The sequence below is a fragment of the Neptunicella sp. genome, assembly GCF_048268085.1.
GTDB lineage: Bacteria > Pseudomonadota > Gammaproteobacteria > Enterobacterales > Alteromonadaceae > Neptunicella.
This window is the reverse complement of record NZ_JBLWWF010000006.1, coordinates 64776-83000: the sequence shown is the minus strand read 5'-3', so window position 1 is coordinate 83000 and position 18225 is coordinate 64776. Positions and strand designations below refer to the sequence as shown.

17 protein-coding genes are annotated in these 18225 nt (G+C 44.5%); 15 read left to right on the top strand and 2 right to left on the bottom strand.

Annotated elements, in window-relative coordinates; translation table 11 throughout:
• Window positions 1-41 precede the first annotated feature (41 nt).
• The 11 genes from flgB to flgL all read left to right on the top strand — a co-directional run bounded on the left by flgB (window position 42) and on the right by flgL (window position 10940).
• Complete coding sequence (gene flgB, locus ACTD55_RS06420; RefSeq protein WP_438863492.1) at window positions 42-446, top strand: flagellar basal body rod protein FlgB; 405 nt, start codon at window positions 42-44, stop codon at window positions 444-446.
• Window positions 443-865, top strand: a complete 423-nt coding sequence (flgC, locus tag ACTD55_RS06415) for a flagellar basal body rod protein FlgC (protein WP_438863491.1) — start codon at window positions 443-445, stop codon at window positions 863-865. The genes flgB and flgC overlap by 4 nt, the downstream gene beginning before the upstream one ends.
• A 10-nt stretch (window positions 866-875) precedes the next feature.
• Window positions 876-1559, top strand: coding sequence for a flagellar hook assembly protein FlgD (locus ACTD55_RS06410; protein WP_438863490.1), 684 nt, complete (start codon window positions 876-878; stop codon window positions 1557-1559).
• A gap of 16 nt (window positions 1560-1575) precedes the next feature.
• On the top strand, window positions 1576-2961 hold the full coding sequence (gene flgE, locus ACTD55_RS06405) for a flagellar hook protein FlgE (RefSeq protein ID WP_438863489.1): 1386 nt from the start codon (window positions 1576-1578) through the stop codon (window positions 2959-2961).
• A gap of 183 nt (window positions 2962-3144) precedes the next feature.
• Window positions 3145-3888 carry a flagellar basal-body rod protein FlgF gene (gene flgF / locus ACTD55_RS06400; RefSeq protein ID WP_438863488.1) on the top strand — a complete coding sequence of 248 codons (744 nt, stop codon included), beginning with the start codon at window positions 3145-3147 and terminating at the stop codon, window positions 3886-3888.
• 92 nt (window positions 3889-3980) lie between these two features.
• Window positions 3981-4769 (top strand): flagellar basal-body rod protein FlgG, encoded by a 789-nt coding sequence (flgG, locus tag ACTD55_RS06395; RefSeq protein ID WP_438863487.1) that lies wholly within the window; start codon window positions 3981-3983, stop codon window positions 4767-4769.
• A gap of 11 nt (window positions 4770-4780) precedes the next feature.
• Window positions 4781-5461 carry a flagellar basal body L-ring protein FlgH gene (gene flgH / locus ACTD55_RS06390; protein ID WP_438863486.1) on the top strand — a complete coding sequence of 227 codons (681 nt, stop codon included), beginning with the start codon at window positions 4781-4783 and terminating at the stop codon, window positions 5459-5461.
• A gap of 9 nt (window positions 5462-5470) precedes the next feature.
• Window positions 5471-6583: a flagellar basal body P-ring protein FlgI gene (locus ACTD55_RS06385; RefSeq protein WP_438863649.1), complete on the top strand. Its 1113-nt coding sequence runs from the start codon at window positions 5471-5473 to the stop codon at window positions 6581-6583.
• A gap of 7 nt (window positions 6584-6590) precedes the next feature.
• Window positions 6591-7532: a flagellar assembly peptidoglycan hydrolase FlgJ gene (flgJ, locus tag ACTD55_RS06380; protein ID WP_438863485.1), complete on the top strand. Its 942-nt coding sequence runs from the start codon at window positions 6591-6593 to the stop codon at window positions 7530-7532.
• A gap of 39 nt (window positions 7533-7571) precedes the next feature.
• Window positions 7572-9710 (top strand): flagellar hook-associated protein FlgK, encoded by a 2139-nt coding sequence (flgK, locus tag ACTD55_RS06375; protein ID WP_438863484.1) that lies wholly within the window; start codon window positions 7572-7574, stop codon window positions 9708-9710.
• A gap of 6 nt (window positions 9711-9716) precedes the next feature.
• Window positions 9717-10940 carry a flagellar hook-associated protein FlgL gene (gene flgL / locus ACTD55_RS06370; RefSeq protein WP_438863483.1) on the top strand — a complete coding sequence of 408 codons (1224 nt, stop codon included), beginning with the start codon at window positions 9717-9719 and terminating at the stop codon, window positions 10938-10940.
• 201 nt (window positions 10941-11141) lie between these two features.
• Here the strand turns inward: flgL and ACTD55_RS06365 are convergent, their stop codons facing one another.
• Window positions 11142-12074, bottom strand: a complete 933-nt coding sequence (locus ACTD55_RS06365) for a hypothetical protein (protein WP_438863482.1) — start codon at window positions 12072-12074, stop codon at window positions 11142-11144.
• Between the two features lie 261 nt (window positions 12075-12335).
• Here ACTD55_RS06365 and ACTD55_RS06360 point away from each other — a divergent pair, with 261 nt between their 5' ends.
• From ACTD55_RS06360 to ACTD55_RS06345, 4 genes are all read left to right on the top strand, one after another.
• Complete coding sequence (locus ACTD55_RS06360) at window positions 12336-13160, top strand: flagellin (RefSeq protein ID WP_438863481.1); 825 nt, start codon at window positions 12336-12338, stop codon at window positions 13158-13160.
• A gap of 357 nt (window positions 13161-13517) precedes the next feature.
• A complete protein-coding gene (locus ACTD55_RS06355; RefSeq protein ID WP_438863480.1) occupies window positions 13518-14348 on the top strand; it encodes a flagellin in 831 nt (276 codons plus the stop codon).
• A 701-nt stretch (window positions 14349-15049) separates the two neighbouring features.
• Window positions 15050-15880: a flagellin gene (locus ACTD55_RS06350; RefSeq protein WP_438863479.1), complete on the top strand. Its 831-nt coding sequence runs from the start codon at window positions 15050-15052 to the stop codon at window positions 15878-15880.
• A gap of 498 nt (window positions 15881-16378) precedes the next feature.
• Window positions 16379-16906, top strand: coding sequence for a DUF4760 domain-containing protein (locus tag ACTD55_RS06345; protein ID WP_438863478.1), 528 nt, complete (start codon window positions 16379-16381; stop codon window positions 16904-16906).
• A gap of 69 nt (window positions 16907-16975) precedes the next feature.
• Here the strand turns inward: ACTD55_RS06345 and ACTD55_RS06340 are convergent, their stop codons facing one another.
• On the bottom strand, window positions 16976-18184 hold the full coding sequence (locus ACTD55_RS06340; RefSeq protein WP_438863477.1) for a winged helix-turn-helix domain-containing protein: 1209 nt from the start codon (window positions 18182-18184) through the stop codon (window positions 16976-16978).
• Window positions 18185-18225: the final 41 nt, after the last annotated feature.

The following is an 18225-nucleotide window of genomic DNA, read 5'->3' as shown; positions in this document are numbered from 1 at the left end:
ATAGCAATTGCTTTTAATTCTCCATCAACAGGAGAACGACTATGGCAATTAGCCTCGATAAATTAATTGGCTTCCATCAAAAAGCATTAAACGTGCGCAATGACCGCATGGAAATGATTGCCGGTAATTTAGCCAATGCGAACACTCCCGGCTATAAAGCCAAAGACATTGATTTCAAAACAGCTATGCAAAGCGCTCAATACGAGCGGGGACACAGCCTGACCACGACTAACGAAAAACATATCCAAGCCAAAATGCAGTCCACTGACGGTGTTATGTTTCGCTCTCCTTTACAACCGGATACGGGGGATGGCAACGATGTGGATGTACAAGTCGAACGTAATGAGTTTTTGGATACAGGTATGCGTTATCAAGCCACGCTTCAATTTGTGAATGGAAAAATAAAAGGTATGAAAAAAGCTATCGGTGGAGGACAAGGCGGATGAGTCTTTTCAATGTAATGCAAATCGCTTCAACTGGCATGAGTGCGGAAAACGTCAGATTGAATACCGTTGCTAGTAATATTGCCAATGCCAATAGTGTCAGCAGCAGTTACGATGCGACCTATAAAGCTCGTCATCCGGTTTTTGCCGCTGAAATGCAAAAAGCCACGGATGATCAAATGAAAGGCGTAGGCGTGCAGGTTTTGGGGGTGGTCGAGAGCCCTAAACCATTGCAAATTGAGTTTAATCCAAACCACCCAATGGCTGATAAAGATGGTTACATTTACAAGCCTAATGTGAACATTGTCGAGGAAATGGCAGACATGATTTCTGCTTCAAAATCCTACGAAACCAATGTTCAGGTTACTGATACCACCAAGCGAATTTTCCGTCGGGTATTACAACTTGGCCAAGGCCAGTAAGGGGTAAGTCATGGTCGATAGTGTTAATAATACTGGACTGAACAATAACTATTATTGGCAGGAAGAAACCACGCCTGAAGCCAATGATAACGGTAAGTTGTCTCAGGAAGACTTTTTCTCGCTGTTAACTGAACAGCTGTCTAATCAGGATCCGACCAAACCGGTAGATAATGATCAGATGATTGCCCAGATGACCCAGTTCACTATGGCAGACAGTTTGTCACAGTTAAATGACAAGTTTGACAGTTTTGCCGCTTCGATGACCTCAAATCAGGCCTTACAAGCCTCCAGTTTAATTGGTCAGAATGTATTGGTTCAAGGTAATCAGGGCGTATTAGAAGAAGGTGGCAATATTAGTGGTATGGTGATTACAGACCAAGCTTCTCATTCAATGAAGATCACAATTGAAAATAGCTATGGTGAAACCATTAAGGTGATACCCGTAGGTGATCATGCTGCTGGCAATATTGAATTTAATTGGGACGGAACGGATCAGAATGGCAATGTTGTGCCGCCCGGCAAATATTCCGTCAAGGCCAATGCCACCGTCGGTGGTGAATCAACCGATTTAGTCACTGCCATGCATCGGCATGTTGACAGTGTCAGCCTGGCTTCTAGTAGTCAGGGGATTATTCTCAATCTGCAAGGCGAACAAAGCATTAAGCTGGCAGATGTATTAGAGATTGGTAGTTAACGAGGAGAAATAAGCGATGTCTTTTAATATTGCATTAAGTGGTGTCAATGCCGCGCAAAAAGATTTGGATACAACGGCCAACAATATTGCCAACGTTAACACCGTCGGATTTAAAGAATCCCGCGCTGAGTTTGGTGATGTGTATGCGGCATCTCTATTGGCCGGGGGGAAAACCAAAGTGGGTGACGGGGTGTTAACCCAGGAAGTCGCTCAACAGTTTAGTCAGGGCAGTTTGCAATTTACTCAAAATGCTTTGGACTTGGCGATTACCGGTAATGGTTTTTTTGCCACAACACCAGAACCCGCGTCTAGAGATTTCTCTTTTACCCGTGCCGGTATGTTTAAACTGGATTCAAACAATTTCGTGGTAAATTCTAATGGCGACAATTTGATGGGGTTTCCTGTCAATAGTGATGGTACTTCTTCATCAGTGGCACTAAGTACAACGGTACCGGTGCGAATTCCTGATTCTTCCGGGTCACCACAACAAACCACTGAAGTGTCACCGAAGTTCAATCTACCTGCTGGGGATGACCCTGTAGAGCCAGATTTATTTGATCCGGCCGATCCACTGACCTATAACGCAGCAACCTCAATCACTATTTATGATTCTTTAGGTGATAGTCATGTGATGACTTATTACTTTATGAAAGACGTGAATAATACCAATGAGTGGGTTGGTGTGACGTATATTGATGATGAACCTATTAACAGTATGGGCGGGGATGAATTGGCTCCCGTCGCCCCTCCAGCTACGGGTGCCAACGTGGTAGGTGAAACTTCCGGGAATGCGGTAGCAGGATTTAGATTGTTATTTTCCAGTGGTGGGGATTTCATTGATATGCAAAGTGCAGATGGAACTTCTTTATCTACGGGAAATATTGTTAGTGAAGCATTAGGCAACCCTCCTTTAATTAATGGTTCAGATGCAACGCAGACAATTACAACTAATTTTGTATTAGATAGTGGTAATGCGACTCCTGACGAAATTACGCAATTTGCTTCGCCTTTTGAAGTCACCTCCTTGGAACAAGATGGCCTACCGGTAGGACGGTTAACCGGGATTGATATTGGTCCGGATGGTTTGGTACGTGCCACTTATTCGAATGGTACATCAGAGCCGATTACTCGTGTTGCCTTGGTACGCTTTGCCAATGATCAGGGGTTAACCCAGCAAAGTAATACCCAGTGGCAAGAAAGTATTTTGTCCGGGGAAGCACTCGCTGGTGAAGCCACCACTGGTACCTTTGGGGATATCAATTCATCGGCGCTGGAACAGGCTAATGTTAACCTGACGTCGGAATTGATTGATATGATTATTGCCCAGCGTAACTTCCAGGCTAACTCCAGAGCACTGGAAGTCAATAACCAGCTGAATCAGACAGTACTGAATATCCGTTAATTGAACTGATTACGACAGTGATTGATAAGACCACCGCAAGGTGGTCTTTGTTTTTATCCCATCCTCTACAGTCGATCACCCGCCACTGAATCGTTTTTGTTCACGCCTCATTGATAACCCAACATTTAATGGCATCAAAATTGCTTTCTAAACAGTAAGGTTTCTTAGAGTCAATTAATTGTCATGGATAAAATGCTTTATATCGCCAGTAGTGGTGCCAGTCAGGACTTATTAGGAACGGCGCTGCGCTCCAATAATTTGGCTAATGCCCAAACCAACGGTTTTAAAGCTCAGCTTGAGCAAGCGCGGGCAATGCCGGCCTTTGGTGAAGGCTTGCCCACCCGGGTTTTTGCCATGACAGAATCTCCCACCAATGATTACGAAGGGGGAGCCATGATTCAAACTGGTCGCAATCTGGATGTCGCTTTGCAAGGTGATGGATGGTTGGCGGTCAATGACAAGCAAGGCAATGAAGCTTATACCCGTGCGGGGAGTTTGCACGTCGATCAAAATGGCATGTTAACTGACTCTAGTGGCAACCCGGTTATTGGTGACCGTGGTCCCATGCAATTGCCTATACCACTATCCAATATCAGCATTGCTAATGATGGCACTATTTCGGTACAGCCGTTGGGAGCCCCAGCGAATGTACAGGAAGAAGTTGGCCGGCTGAAACTGGTTAATCCCGGCAATAAAAATATTGAGCGGGGATTGGACGGATTGTTTCGACAAAAAGACGGGGCGATCGCCGTGGCTGATGCCAATGTGCAAGTGCGAACCGGCATGCTGGAAAACAGCAATGTCAATCCTATTGAAGAGATGGTCAATTTGATCAGTTTGCAGCGTCATTACGAAATGCAAGTGAAGCTAATGAAAAAAGCTAGTGAGTTAGATGCTCAGGGTAACAACATGATGAGGATACTGTAATTCATCAGGTTGCCTTTGCTGAATTGGTCAGGGCGTGAATTGAAAATTATGCGGCGACGTTGCCGTGCAGCAGTTTTAACTGGAGGTGAGTAATGCATCCAGCATTATGGATAAGCAAAACCGGACTCGATGCGGCACAAACTGATGTGTCAGTCATATCCAATAACTTGGCTAACGCCAGTACGGTTGGATTTAAGAAAAGTCGCGCGATTTTCGAAGATTTGCTGTATCAAAATATAAATCAACCCGGTGGCCGTTCATCGGCTGATACTGAATTACCTTCAGGCTTAATGCTTGGGGCCGGCAGTAAAGTGGTTGCAACGCAAAAAGCGTTTACCCAAGGTAATATGATTACCACGGAAAACTCACTGGATATGATGATTCAGGGCGGTGGTTTTTTCGAAATACTGCAACCAGATGGCAATATTGCTTATACCCGCAATGGTCAGTTTACATTGGATGATACTGGTCAGATAGTGACTCCTGGCGCCGGTTTTGTGTTACAGCCGAATATTACGGTGCCCGAAGATGCGCAAAAGTTGACGATATCGCAAGACGGACAAGTCTCTGCCACGGTTCCAGGTCAGGCCGATCCGGTCATCTTGGGACAAATCTCCATTTCTAATTTTATTAATCCTACCGGTTTGCAGCCGATTGGACAGAATCTCTATTTGGAATCCGCAGTGAGTGGTGCGCCTATTCAGGGGATCCCCGGTTTGCAGGGATTAGGCACAATTGTGCAAGGCTCATTAGAGACATCTAACGTCAATGTTACCGAAGAACTGGTTAATTTAATCGAAAGCCAACGTTTGTACGAGATGAACTCCAAGGTGATTTCATCGGTGGATCAAATGTTGGGTCAGGTTATTCAACAACTTTAATGGGTGATGTGATGAAAACGCTGGTGGTACTTATTCTGTCGATTTTGGTGGTCGCTTGCCAAAGCACACCAGTGCGGGAAACGTTACCCAATGATCCCTTTTATGCGCCGGTTATTCCGGAAATGCCACAACATAAAATTGGTGCTGACGGCTCATTGTTTCAGACGGATATGGCAAACAGTCTTTATTCAGATGTTAAAGCCAGACGGGTAGGGGACATTATCACCGTGGTATTAAGTGAAAATACCAGTGCCAGCAAGTCTGCTACAACGGATTTTAGTAAAGATACCTCGGTGGATTTACAACCGACCACTGGATTGGGCGGCAATCCGATTAATATCGGCGGCCAGTCGGTGCAGCTAGGTTTAAATGCCGGTAATGAATTTCAGGGTGATGCTCAAGCGAATCAGCGTAACAGCTTAAACGGCAATATTTCTGTGACAGTAGTGCAAGTATTGGCCAACCATAACCTGGTGGTCAGAGGCGAAAAATGGCTCACCCTGAACAATGGTGACGAATACATTCGTCTAACCGGCATTATTCGCGCGGCAGATATCAGTCCGCAAAATGAAGTGCAATCAACCAAAATCGCTAATGCTCGGATTCAATATAGTGGCACCGGTGATTTTGCTAATGCTCAACAGCAAGGTTGGTTAACACGTTTCTTTACCTCCGAATGGTGGCCTTTTTAGGAGACTATGATGAAGACGTTGGTTTCCCTATTTTCCTGCTTTTGTTTGTTGCTATCGCCCTTTGCCAGTGCGCAAAGGATCAAAGATTTGGCAACCATACAAGGTGTACGCAGTAACCAGTTAGTGGGATATGGTCTAGTGGTGGGCTTACCGGGAACGGGGGAACAAAGCCCGTTTACCGAACAAAGCTTCCGTACCATGCTGTCCAATTTCGGCATTATGATGCCAAGTGGCTTAAAGCCTAAAATCAAGAATGTTGCTGCTGTTGCGGTACACGCAACCTTGCCGCCTTTTTTGAAACCAGGACAAAAAGTTGACGTTACGGTGTCGTCCATGGGCGAAGCAAAAAGCTTAAATGGTGGCACGTTATTACAGACCTTCCTAAAAGGACTGGATGGTGAAATCTATGCCGTTGCGCAAGGAAGTTTAGTGGTTAGTGGTTTTGGTGTTGAAGGGGCTGATGGCTCCAGAGTGATTAATAATATTCCTACGGTAGGGTTGATCCCCAATGGTGGGATAGTTGAACGCGCGGTACCTAGCGGTTTTAGTGCCAATGATTATTTAACCCTTAATCTGAATTATCCGGATTTTACTACGGCCAAAATTTTGGCAGATACCATTAATCAGCGTTTGGGCGCCGACCCGGACAAAGGTTATCGGATTGCCACTCCTATTGATGCTGCGTCTGTGCGAGTCTCTGCACCGCGAGAAATAGGTCAACGGGTGGATTTTATGGCCGTATTGGAAAACTTTGAATTTACTCCTGCCGATGCCCCAGCTCGAGTGGTTATTAATAGTCGTACCGGCACTATTGTTATTGGCAAAGACGTGCGCTTATTACCTGCTGCGATTACCCATGGCGGCTTAACCGTGACTATTTCCGAAAATACCGATGTGTCACAGCCTAATGCTTTAGCTCAGGGCGATACCGTAGTGACAGGGCAGTCAGTGGTGGATGTGGATTTAGCCGATTCACGCATGTTTAAGTTTGATCCCGGGGTCACTCTTGATGAATTAGTTCGGGCAGTGAATGAAGTGGGGGCCGCGCCAGGTGACCTGATGGCAATACTTGAAGCGTTGCGTCAGGCCGGTGCATTACAAGGCCAATTGGTGGTGATCTAGGCCGATTATGGAAGACTTTAACCAAGTTCAATCACAACTCCAGCAAGCCCGCAATGTTAATGATATTGGCGGGCTGGATAAATTACGTCAGGCGGTTCGTAAAAACGATCCCGAAGCATTAAGTGAAGCAGCCAAACAGTTTGAGGCTATTTTTATTCAGATGATGCTTAAATCAATGCGTAAAGCTGAAGATGTCATGGTAGATAAAGATAGCCCGTTCAATTCTGAACAGGTCAAGTTTTATCGAGACATGCATGACCAGCAGTTAGCCGTCGATTTAGCCAGTAAAGGGAGTCTCGGGTTAGCCAAGATGATTGAGCAGCAACTAGGTCATCAAGCTGGATTTGTGCCGGCATCGGTGTTGCGCAATGGCGCAAATTTACCCGCTTTGCAGCCACCGACAAAAACAGATGATGCGTCATCATCTGCTTACTCTGCAAAAATTTCACTCGGCATTAAACAGCCGGCTTTCGCCAGCCAACAAGACTTTGTTCAACAGTTATTACCGCTAGCCAACAAAGTGGCTGAAGAATTTAATCTGGATCCCAAATCCATGGTAGCGCAAGCGGCCGTTGAGACCGGCTGGGGGCAGTACATGATCCATTCTAAACAAGGTCAGAATGGACATAACTTGTTTGGTATAAAGGCGGATCAACGTTGGCAAGGCGACCGTACTTTAGTGAATACCCTCGAATACACAGATGGTCAGGCCAAGCAACATAAAGCACAGTTTCGCGCTTATGGATCGTTTGAAGACTCAATGCGTGATTATGCGGAGTTTGTCAGTCACAGCGGTCGTTATTCCGATGCAGTGGAATCGGCCCAACAACCGGCCGAATATTTTAGTCGTTTACAGCAAGCTGGTTATGCCACGGATCCAAATTACGCAGATAAAGTGCTGGGCGTATTGGGTAGTAGTACTTTTCAACATGCATTGATGGATAAATAAGATGATGTTGTTACTTAGCCTAATTGACGGAGAGTAGCGATGATACGTAGCTCAGATTTACTCAGCATTGCCTCCAGTGGTTTGAATGCACAAAACCAGTTGTTAAAAACAACCGGTAATAATATTGCCAACGTTAATACTGATGGATATATCCGTGAACGTACCAGTTTTGTTGCGCAGTTAACCGGTGGAGTAGGCCAAGGCACCACGAGTCAAATTCTTGATGTTTTTGCGCAGAATCAGTTACGTCGGGATACCTCATCTTATGCCGAATATACCGCTTATCATGATCGAGCCTCGCAGTTGGATGATATTTTTGCCAGTGATGCCAGCAGTTTAGCAACCAGCATGAGTCGTTTTTTTGAAGCGATGCAGACTGCTGCTGATGAGCCAACTAATATGGCTGCCAGACAATTAGTATTGGGGCAGGCGGATTCATTATTAGGGCGGTTTAACTCACTCTCTGAATTTTTAAGCTACAAAGAAGACGAATTAAATCTGGAATTTAATTCGTTAACCCAAGATGCTAACGATTTGATTGAAAATATCGCAGATCTGAATAATAGCATTCGCATCAATCAATACCGTAATCAACATGATGTGCCCGGGGCGCTTATTAGTGAGCGGGATAATGCCATATTAAAGTTGGCAGAGATGGTGGATATTACCACGCGCACCAATGAAGATGGCTCCACGTTAGTGAATTTAAAAAGTGGCCAATCATTAGTGATGCAAGACGGCACTTTTAATGTGTTTGAAATTAATGGTGAGCCGGATGCCAAGCAAAAAAACTTACAACTGCAAAATGGCAGTCGTGGCGTCACGATTAATCTGGCTGAAAACTCTGTTGGTGGCCGTATCGGCGGTTTATTTAATTTTAGGGATGATATTTTAGCCGATGCACAACGACAAATGGGCCAACTTGCTCTTGCACTGGCCGATTCGGTTAACCAGCAAAACCGTTATGGTATGGATTACGATGGGCAGTTAGGTACCGATGTGTTTAATTTACCGGAGTTTCAGGCACTGAATTACTCCAATAACTCATCGTTGACATTGGGCTTGAATGGTCGAGTTGCAGAAGGACAAGCCAGTCAGCTAACTCGTAAGGATTATCAAATTACCATTGATAATGTTACTGCGGGGGTGCCCAATACGGTAGATATTACGGTTAATTTGTTAAATCCAGATGGTACACCGGTGTTAGACATTAGTGGCAACCCGCAAACCCAGAGCTATACCGGTTTAGAGGCGGCAGGCGGCACCTGGGTATCAATAATGGATGGCCTTGAAATTGAAATACCGGATGGGGCCAGTTATGTAAGTGGCGACCAATTTTTATTACAACCCACTAAATATACCGCTAATCAAATCGAGGTCGGTATTGTCAGACCGGAGGATATCGCCTTTGCCTCACCGATTCGGGTGGAATCGGATATTAATAATCTCGGTGATGCGACACTGGTATCCACCAGTGTGACCAACACCAATGTGGATAATGCTTTTACGACCACAACGGCTTCGGCATTTGATGGTGCGGGCGGCATCCAGGGACCCGGTGCAGCGCCCGGTGGTACGGTTGGTGCTCCGGCTGAAATCTTTTTTACTGCCGCAGACAGCTATGAAATTCGCGATAGTGCTGGCACGGTGATCACCACCGTCAGTGGAGCGGTAAGTCTAGAAAACTTGCTGGAACAAGGGGCGTCAACTGCGGGCTGGCCCGCAGCCTGGAGTCCACCAGCGCTAGATAATTACCCCGGCTATGATTTAACTTTGCAGGGCGTTCCCAAACCCGGCGATAGCTTTACTATTGGTTATAATACGGATGGTTTTGACGACAACCGTAATGGCTTAGTGATGGCAGATCTGCAAAACATGGATACCATGCGGCGGACTGCGAATGCCAGTGGCGGCTCCACTAATTTGCTGACTTTCCATGAAGCCTATGCCTCATTAGTTGGGACAGTGGGTGAGAGAACCGCATCTGCTGATGTGCAGGCTAAGGCCGCTAAAGCGTTGGTAGATCAGTCAACCAGCTGGTTTGAGTCTGTGTCTGGAGTGAGTTTGGATGAAGAAGCGGCTAATTTAATGCGTTTCCAGCAAGCTTATTCGGCCTCGGCAAGGTTGATTAGTACCGCGCAAAGCTTGTTTGATACCATCCTTAGTGCAGTGAGGTAATGAATCATGCGTATATCGACTAATCAGCTGTATGATATGAGTATTAAAGGGGTGCTGGATAATCAGCGCGAGCTTTCCCATGTTCAACAGCAACTCTCTTCAGGTAAAAAATTATTGCGTCCTTCCGACGATCCGGTCGGGGCTTCGCAAGTGATTCGACTAACCGAAAAACTGGATCAACTGAGCCAATATCAGGAAAACAATAACTTGCTGGTTAACTCACTTGAACAAGAAGAAGTGGTGATGCGCAGTTTGAACAGCTCGATGAACCGTGCCAGACAGTTGACTATTCAAGCGGGCAACGGAATCTTGGCCGATGAAGATCGTACCGCGATTGGTATCGAGATTGAGCAGATCCGTAACGAAGTGTTCGATTTAATGAATAGCCGAAACGCTGAAGGTGAGTATATTTTTGCCGGTTATCAATCTCACACTCCCGCTTTTGAATACAACCCCAGTTCACCGGGTAATAAGTATAATTTTGTCGGTGATGATGGCCAGAATGAGATTCAGATCTCTCCCTCGGTCACCGTTAAAAATGGTGATTCCGGTAAAGCGGTATTTGAAGATGTGGCAGCGCGTTTAAAAACTGAAGTCACCGGCTCCACCGCCACCAGTGCTAATGTTAAAATTACCCAGCAAGACGCCCATGATTTTTTTCATAAAAGTAATTATGACAAAGTTACTCCGGCCAATAATGATTTTCAAATTACGATATTAGCGCCCGGTGATCAGGTCTCGGTTGATAATGTAGGCACCGGAGCCAATTTGGGAACATTCAGTTATACCGCTGGCGAACCCTTTGTTTTTAAAGGAATGGAATTCAATATTGATGGTGCGGTAGGTGACACTGTTGATTTTCAACTACAAGCACCACAGAAAAAAAATATCGCTGAAACGTTAAACGATTTAATGTTGGCATTAACTGACGAGAATATTTCTGATGGTGATTTTGCCGAGGCGACCGCCGATGCTTTAGTAGGGATGGATAACGCATTAAAAACGCTGGCTGACGCAAATTCGGCTGTTGGTGGCCGACTCAATGTGGCGCAATCGGTATATGAGTCCAATCTTGACCTGGAAATCAGTAACAAACTGGCCAGAAGTTCTATTGATGAAGTGGATTATGCCGAAGCGGTTACTGAGCTAAGTAAGCAGGAAAACGCACTGCAAGCCGCTCAATCAACATTTGCCCGGGTAACCCAGTTAAGCTTGTTTGATTATTTATAAACAAGCTTGATACTTGAGCTAAGAGCTAAGAGCTAAGAGCTAAGAGCTACGAGCTAAGAGCTACGAGCTACGAGCTACGAGGGGATAATTAAACTATCCTGTAAAACGACTTTCTCGCAATACGGGCTCGCCACCGTTTTCCGTCAACAGGGTGCCTCTGTTATAAAACGGGATTTATACTTTTTATTCCTCGGCGTGAGCCTATTCCACATTGATTCGATGCAGATAAATCGCACTTTGTTGATTAATATGGCTTGAGTAATAACTTACATATAATTGGTTATCTTGTTTGACTAAGCCGGGGTAACTGCAATCCCCGTCTGAAGGGAGTATTTGCCTGATCTTGGCTTCAAATGTGCCCAAATCAAGGTTAATCAGCGCGGTTTTAGGACCCGACGGCTGCCATATTCGCCCAGCAAGTACCGCCTGTTGTTGATTGATTAACAACATCGCCGGCCCACCTAGATAAAAATCCAGATTATGCCAGCGCCATTGCTTATAGGGTGGTTTGGCGATACCTAATTGGGCACTACCGCTATCGGCATCGCGCCGAATAATCGCATAAGCGGTGCCATCAGGATTAAAACAAATATCGCTCTCGTTAGGATAGCCTAGCTTGTTCTTACGTTGGCTGAAGGCCTCAGGAAGGATTTTCTCGAAGGTTCTTAGGGGATTGCCAGCATACAGGGCTAAAGTCTGTTGGCGACGATTGTAGGCAAATCCAAGGGCTTTATCCCCGTACCAGCTTAAACGCCATAACCACCAATTTTTTTGACCTATGGGTTTGGCGCAGGACCAACTATTACCATCAGTGCTAAACCAGACATAAGGTTGTGAATACAGAAACTTGTGTTGCTGATCATAATGACGGCCATAGGCCAGTAAAATCAGTTTACCGTCTGCTGAGACCGACAGTTTAGGATCGCGCAAGTCACAGCCGGGCATTCGAATTTTAGTTTCAGCCTGTATTTCTCCCTGCCATCCTAGATGTAAGACAACAATATTTCCATCAGGGCTAATATGATCTTGAGCGGCTCTAAAACAGCAATAGAGTTGTTGTCGGTACACACATAAATCGGTAAAAGCATTATGACTGGCTTTGTTGTAGAGCATTTTTTGCCCATCATTGAACATTTTTTAACACCTGCATTTTTTAATTAAACCTATTGAATCTCAATCAGTTAGCAATTGCAAAGGCGGCAATTTATTTCCGCTTTTTTTGCCATGCGGCAAATAAATACTAAAGGAGTGCTAAATGGCGTCGATAAACTTTATCGAGAGAGCCAGTAACATTCATTTTGTAAAACAGGGTGAATGTACTTAAAAGTGTTTTAAACCTTTGATCACACCGATCGAATGCCAGTTACGACTGGACTGAGAGTGTAGGAGAAAATCATGTCAATGTTCGTCAATACAAACGTTTCTGCGTTAAATGCACAACGTCAATTATTCAATTCAGGTAATGCCTTAAGTACATCCTTTGAACGTTTGTCTTCAGGCTTTCGTATTAATCGTGCTGCTGATGATGCTGCAGGTTTGCAAATTACTGATCGTATGACTTCCCAGATTATGGGTCTTAATCAAGCGGTACGTAACGCTAATGATGCTATTTCATTAACGCAAACAGCTGAAGGATCAATGGGAGAGATCACCAGCTCATTACAACGTATTCGCCAGCTAGCTGTACAGTCACAGAACGGTATTAATACCTCTGCTGACCGTGTTGCTCTGCAAAAAGAAGTATCAGCCCTTAAAACTGAAATCAGCCGTATCAGCACTGATTCACAGTTTGGTGGACTGGATATTTTGAAAGGTAGCTTCTCAGCCGCCTTCCTGGTAGGTGCAAACAGCGGCCAGTCTATATCCGTTAACTTGTCACGTGCAGGGGGTTACGGTGCTTCAGGTTTATCCATTGGTGATTTAACTGTTGCTACTACTGCCGGGGCTTCTGCAGCGCTAACCAGTATCGATAATGCACTATCAACTATCGGTGCGGCACGAGCTGATTTAGGTGCATTGCAAAACCGTTTCCAATCGACTATCCGTAACTTGAGCAACATATCAGAGAATATGTCAGGCGCTCGTTCACGGATTCGTGATACCGATTTTGCCACCGAAACTGCTGAACTGACTCGTAACCAGATTATTCAGCAAGCCAGTATTACTGTGTTAAGCCAGGCTAACCAGCGTCCTCAATCTGCATTACAGCTATTAGGATAATATTCATTTTGACTTATTGAGCCAGGAGGTAGTGAGGTCAATTTAGTCAAATGAAAACCGTTTCGCTCATTTTCTCCTAACGATGGGCACCGTGCCGAAGCAATTTTGCTTCGGCTTTTTCGTTTTGTAACTATTTGATTTTTAAGGTTATTAAAAAATAGTTAATTATTTCTCTAAAGTAAAATTCATTACCTAACGATAAGTTGAGCAAAGGCACTGAGCAAAATAATAAAACCAATAGCCAGTTCTTTAAATATTCGGTTCATACAAAAAAAGCAATAGAACTGAATACCGCACAAACATAAAAACAAAAATAACAGTTTGGCGGATTATAAATTTTAAGTTAGGAGAGAAAAAATGAGCTTGTACGTCAACACTAATGTGTCGTCGTTGAATGCTCGACGTCAGCTGTTTACTTCAAGTAATAATCTGAATGTCGCATTCGAACGTTTATCATCAGGTTTCAGGATCAACAGTGCCAAAGATGATGCTGCTGGTTTACAAATATCGGATCGTATGACATCCCAAATATTGGGTCTTGATCAGGCGGTGCGTAATGCAAATGATGGTATTTCATTGGCTCAGACTGCCGAAGGCGCGATGCAGGAAATTACTACTGCACTACAGCGTATTCGCGTACTGGCTATTCAGTCCCAAAACGGGATTAACGCCTCATCAGATCGATTGGCACTACAAAAAGAAGTGTCAGCGTTGAAACAAGAAATTAGTCGGATCGCTACAACCACTCAGTTTGGAAGCGTGAATATTCTTGATGGCGTGTATTCGGCCGCATTCCTGGTAGGAGCCAACGCGGGACAATCTATTAGTGTGAATATCTCCAGACCAGGAGGTTTCGGTGCTGAAGGGCTGTTCAATGGTGTTAATTTATCGGTCGCGACGACCGATGGTGCCTCTGCGGCATTAACCTCAGTGATTCAGGCTATTTCCACTATTGATGGGGTTCGCGCCGATCTTGGTGCCATTCAGAATCGTTTTCAATCCACTATTCGTAATTTAAGCAGTATTTCCGAGAATATGTCGGCGGCAAGATCGCGTATACGTGACACTGATTTTGCCGAAGAAACGGCAGAATTGACCCGCTGGCAAATTATTCAGCAGGCCAGTATTACCGTACTGGGTCAGGCTAACCAAAGACCGCAGGCTGCATTGCAACTATTGCAGGGGTAAATGAAAAGAGAAGGGCTGGTTATTAACTAGTTATTGATTGCACATTGTGGGGACAAGCAGCAATCACATTAATAAACACTAGAGATTTTTTATCAGCAAAGGAGCTGTAAGGGACAAGTGCGTCTAAAAATCAGGATGTTGGGGCTTTTTTATGCCTGACATCAGGTCGGTAAGTACGACTGTAAATGGATTGGTTATTGGTCGTCGATGTGCAAAGAGGAACGAGTTAAACACTAACCGTAGTAGGATTTTCAGGTTATCAGGAAAAACAGGATTAACAGTGTAAGTAATTGAATTATATGGGGTAAGAAGGTCGCATTGCGAGATTGTGGGGACAAGCAGCAAGCGACCTGACAGTAGAGATTTTTTATCAGGAAAGGATCTGCAAAGGAACGCCGCGTTTAAAAAACAAAAGTGTTGAGGCTTTGTTTTTTAGCGCCGACTGACAGGAAAGACGCCAGGAGGTAGTGAGGTTTGAGGTATTAGGCCATCAATCCTGACAGTCGACATGAGCCGAAGCTCACTTTAAGCATAAGCTTTTGCAGGTGGTAACCTGACAAAAACACAAGTCAGAAAACTGACTGGCAGCATAAACAAAGCACATTATGTGCCAATTTTTAACTTTTATAGAAAACCACGAGTAACGGCGGCGAAATAATAAAAATAATAGCCATAGTCGTTATCAGGTTAGGAGAAATAAAATGAGTTTATATGTCAATACAAACGTGTCTTCACTCAATGCTAGAAGACAATTATTCAATTCGAGTAATGCGCTAAGCACCTCATTTGAACGTTTATCGTCAGGTTTTCGTATTAATGGCGCTAAGGATGATGCGGCAGGTTTGCAAATATCCGATCGGATGACGTCGCAAATTATGGGGCTGGATCAAGCTGTACGTAATGCAAACGATGGTATTTCCCTGGCGCAAACGGCTGAAGGTGCAATGTCTGAAATCACTACAGCATTGCAGCGGATACGAGTACTGGCCATTCAGTCACAAAACGGGATTAACTCGTCGGCAGACCGCTTGGCACTGCAAAAAGAAGTCTCAGCCCTGAAGCAGGAAATCAGTCGGATTGCGACCACCACCCAGTTCGGTGGCGTGAATATACTCGATGGTGTTTATTCGGCTGCGTTTCTTGTTGGAGCTAATGCCGGACAGAAAATTAGTGTGAATATCTCACGAATGGGAGGTTTTGGAGCATCTGGGTTGTTCAATGGGGTTGCCGTATCGGTGGCAAATGTCGATGATGCGTCAGCTGCCATGACTATTGTCAGTAACGCATTGTCGGCAATTGACGCTAAACGGGCTGATTTAGGTGCTATTCAGAACCGCTTTCAATCCACCATTCGTAATTTGAGTAATATATCGGAGAATATGTCGGGCGCTCGTTCTCGAATTCGCGATACCGATTTTGCTCAGGAAACGGCTGAGTTGACACGCTGGCAAATTATTCAGCAAGCCAGTACAACCGTGTTAAGTCAGGCAAATCAACGTCCACAATCTGCATTGTCATTACTGCAAGGCTAATTGGGATAAAAATAGAGAGAGTAGGAACTGAGAGGCCACTCTGAAGAAAACGCCGACTAACAGGACTGAGAGTGTAGAAGTGGTTGAGAGGCCAGTATGCAATCCCAAACCCTGCCAGTCGGACAGAAACCTTATTTGCTCGATCTCCTAACTTGAGCAAGTTGGTCGGGTCATTTGACCCGGCCTTTTTTATCTAGGCGCTCAAATTATTGACACCAGAAGCGTCGGGAGTAAATAAAGCATACGTCGTGCCAATATTTTCAAATGCTCGATAATTTTATAAAAACTAAGTTAAATCAATTATTTGCATTTATTTTTCTTTATGGCGTTTATTGATCATCCGTCATGATTTTTGTCTTCCCTTAGCAAGTTATCCTAATGCGGCAAGCCATTGCCGCAATAATTCGTTTATCAATGCAGCATTCGGATTGGCTGACTCACTTTGATTTTACCTATACTCACAACAGTTTTTAAAGCAAAAAAGAAAAGGGTAAAACAATGATTTCTATATCTGAACTGGGTGATATAAGTGACTTTATTGCAGCTATTGGTGTTATTAGCTCAATTGTTTATTTGGCCAAACAAATCCGTGAATCGCAGAAAAGTTCGGAGCGGGAAGTGGCATTTCAAATGCTGCGCAGTTACGCAACCACAGAACTGATGAACGTTATGCACAAAGTATTTGAAATGCCATCCGGATTAAATAAACAACAGATTGAGAAGTATTTCGACGCGGAGTTGGGCGTGTTATTTGCGTATATGGGGACATGGGAGAGTATCGGTATTATGGTGCACAAGCAGCAACTCCAGTTGGGATTGGCGGCAGATTTTTTTAGTTATCCGATCCTTCATTCATGGAAAAAGCTCGAAGCCTATGTTGAAGGCCAACGCAAAGAAGTGGGTCGCGACACTCCGTGGGAATGGTTTCAATGGTTAAATGATCAGATCATCCGGCATGAAGCAAAAAATAAAGTGGTTCCTGCACATATCGAGTTTAAAAACTGGCAACCCAAACTGAAAAAGTAGAACGTGGTCGATGTGATTAATAGATTGACATCGAAGTGGGCTAATGAAGATGTCCGAGCCCGCGTAAGGTTAATCAATTAGCATTTGTCGCCAATGATGTTGTGTACTGGTGGTTAGATCCACCCGGTAGTGAGACAGACGTTTCATTTCCATTGTTTGGCCGCGATTAAAATACATAAAATTGACCAATGCCGGTTTGAGTGCCGCTATAAATTCCTCGATTTTATCGGTTTCAATATGTAGATGAATAATATTGAGCACACCAGTTTTTCGGTCTATTTTGGCATCCATTCTCCCTGCGAATTGATCCCCGAATAATAAGGGCAAACAAAAGTAACCATACTGGCGTTTGGGGGCCGGAACATAACATTCAATCTGATAGTCAAAACCAAACAGTTCACGAGTACGTTGTCGTTGAATAAGCAGATTATCAAAGGGAGATAAAATGTGGACTTTGGTATGGCGCAGTTTTTTATTCAATAAGTCGGTAACACAGGGCAGGGCATAATATTGTTGCTGATTGACCTCAACCAATAACAATTCACCATCATGCAGCATGGCTTTACATTGCTGTTGAATGGGCTTTAACAAACCTTTACGCAAATAACTGATATTAAAGGGCTTAGCTAATCCATTAGCCTGCAAATGGCGGATAATCAGATGGCGATAAAATTCTTCATTGGTGGGTAGGCGAGTATCAACATTGGCAGGTAGAACTCGCTCGGTCAAATCATAGACTTTCTGGAAACCCAGTCGTTTGCTTACCATGAGTTGACCTTCCATAAACAACTGTTCCAGCGCTTTTTTGGCCGGTTTCCAGTCCCACCAGCCGGTATTCAGGGTTTTACGTTGCTCAAAGTCTTTGGCTTGCAATGGGCCTTCTGTACGGATGCGCTGCAATATGTTTTTGACCAGCTTGTGATCTTTGTCAAACCAGTGTTTTTCCCCGCGGGCGATAGCCTGTTTGCGCGGAAGGCTAAAACGATAATCATCCATGGGTAAAAAGGCTGCCGCATGTGACCAGTATTCAAAAACATGCTTAGATGCGAGCAGCTGATCAATATGTGCTAACTGATAGTTTGGCAAACGACTCCATAAGCAATGATGATGGGCTCGCTGGATGACGGAGATTGAATCAATTTGAATATAACCTAATTGCTGAATGACGTTGAGCGTGGTTGCAGCATTTTGCTGTTTAGGTTGCGCAGCTGCCAGTCCCTGGCTGATGAGCTGGATTTTACGCGCCTGAATTGAGGAAAGACTAATAGGGGAAGACAAGGATACTGTTTTTTCACTATAGAGTTCAGGTTAAGGTACGT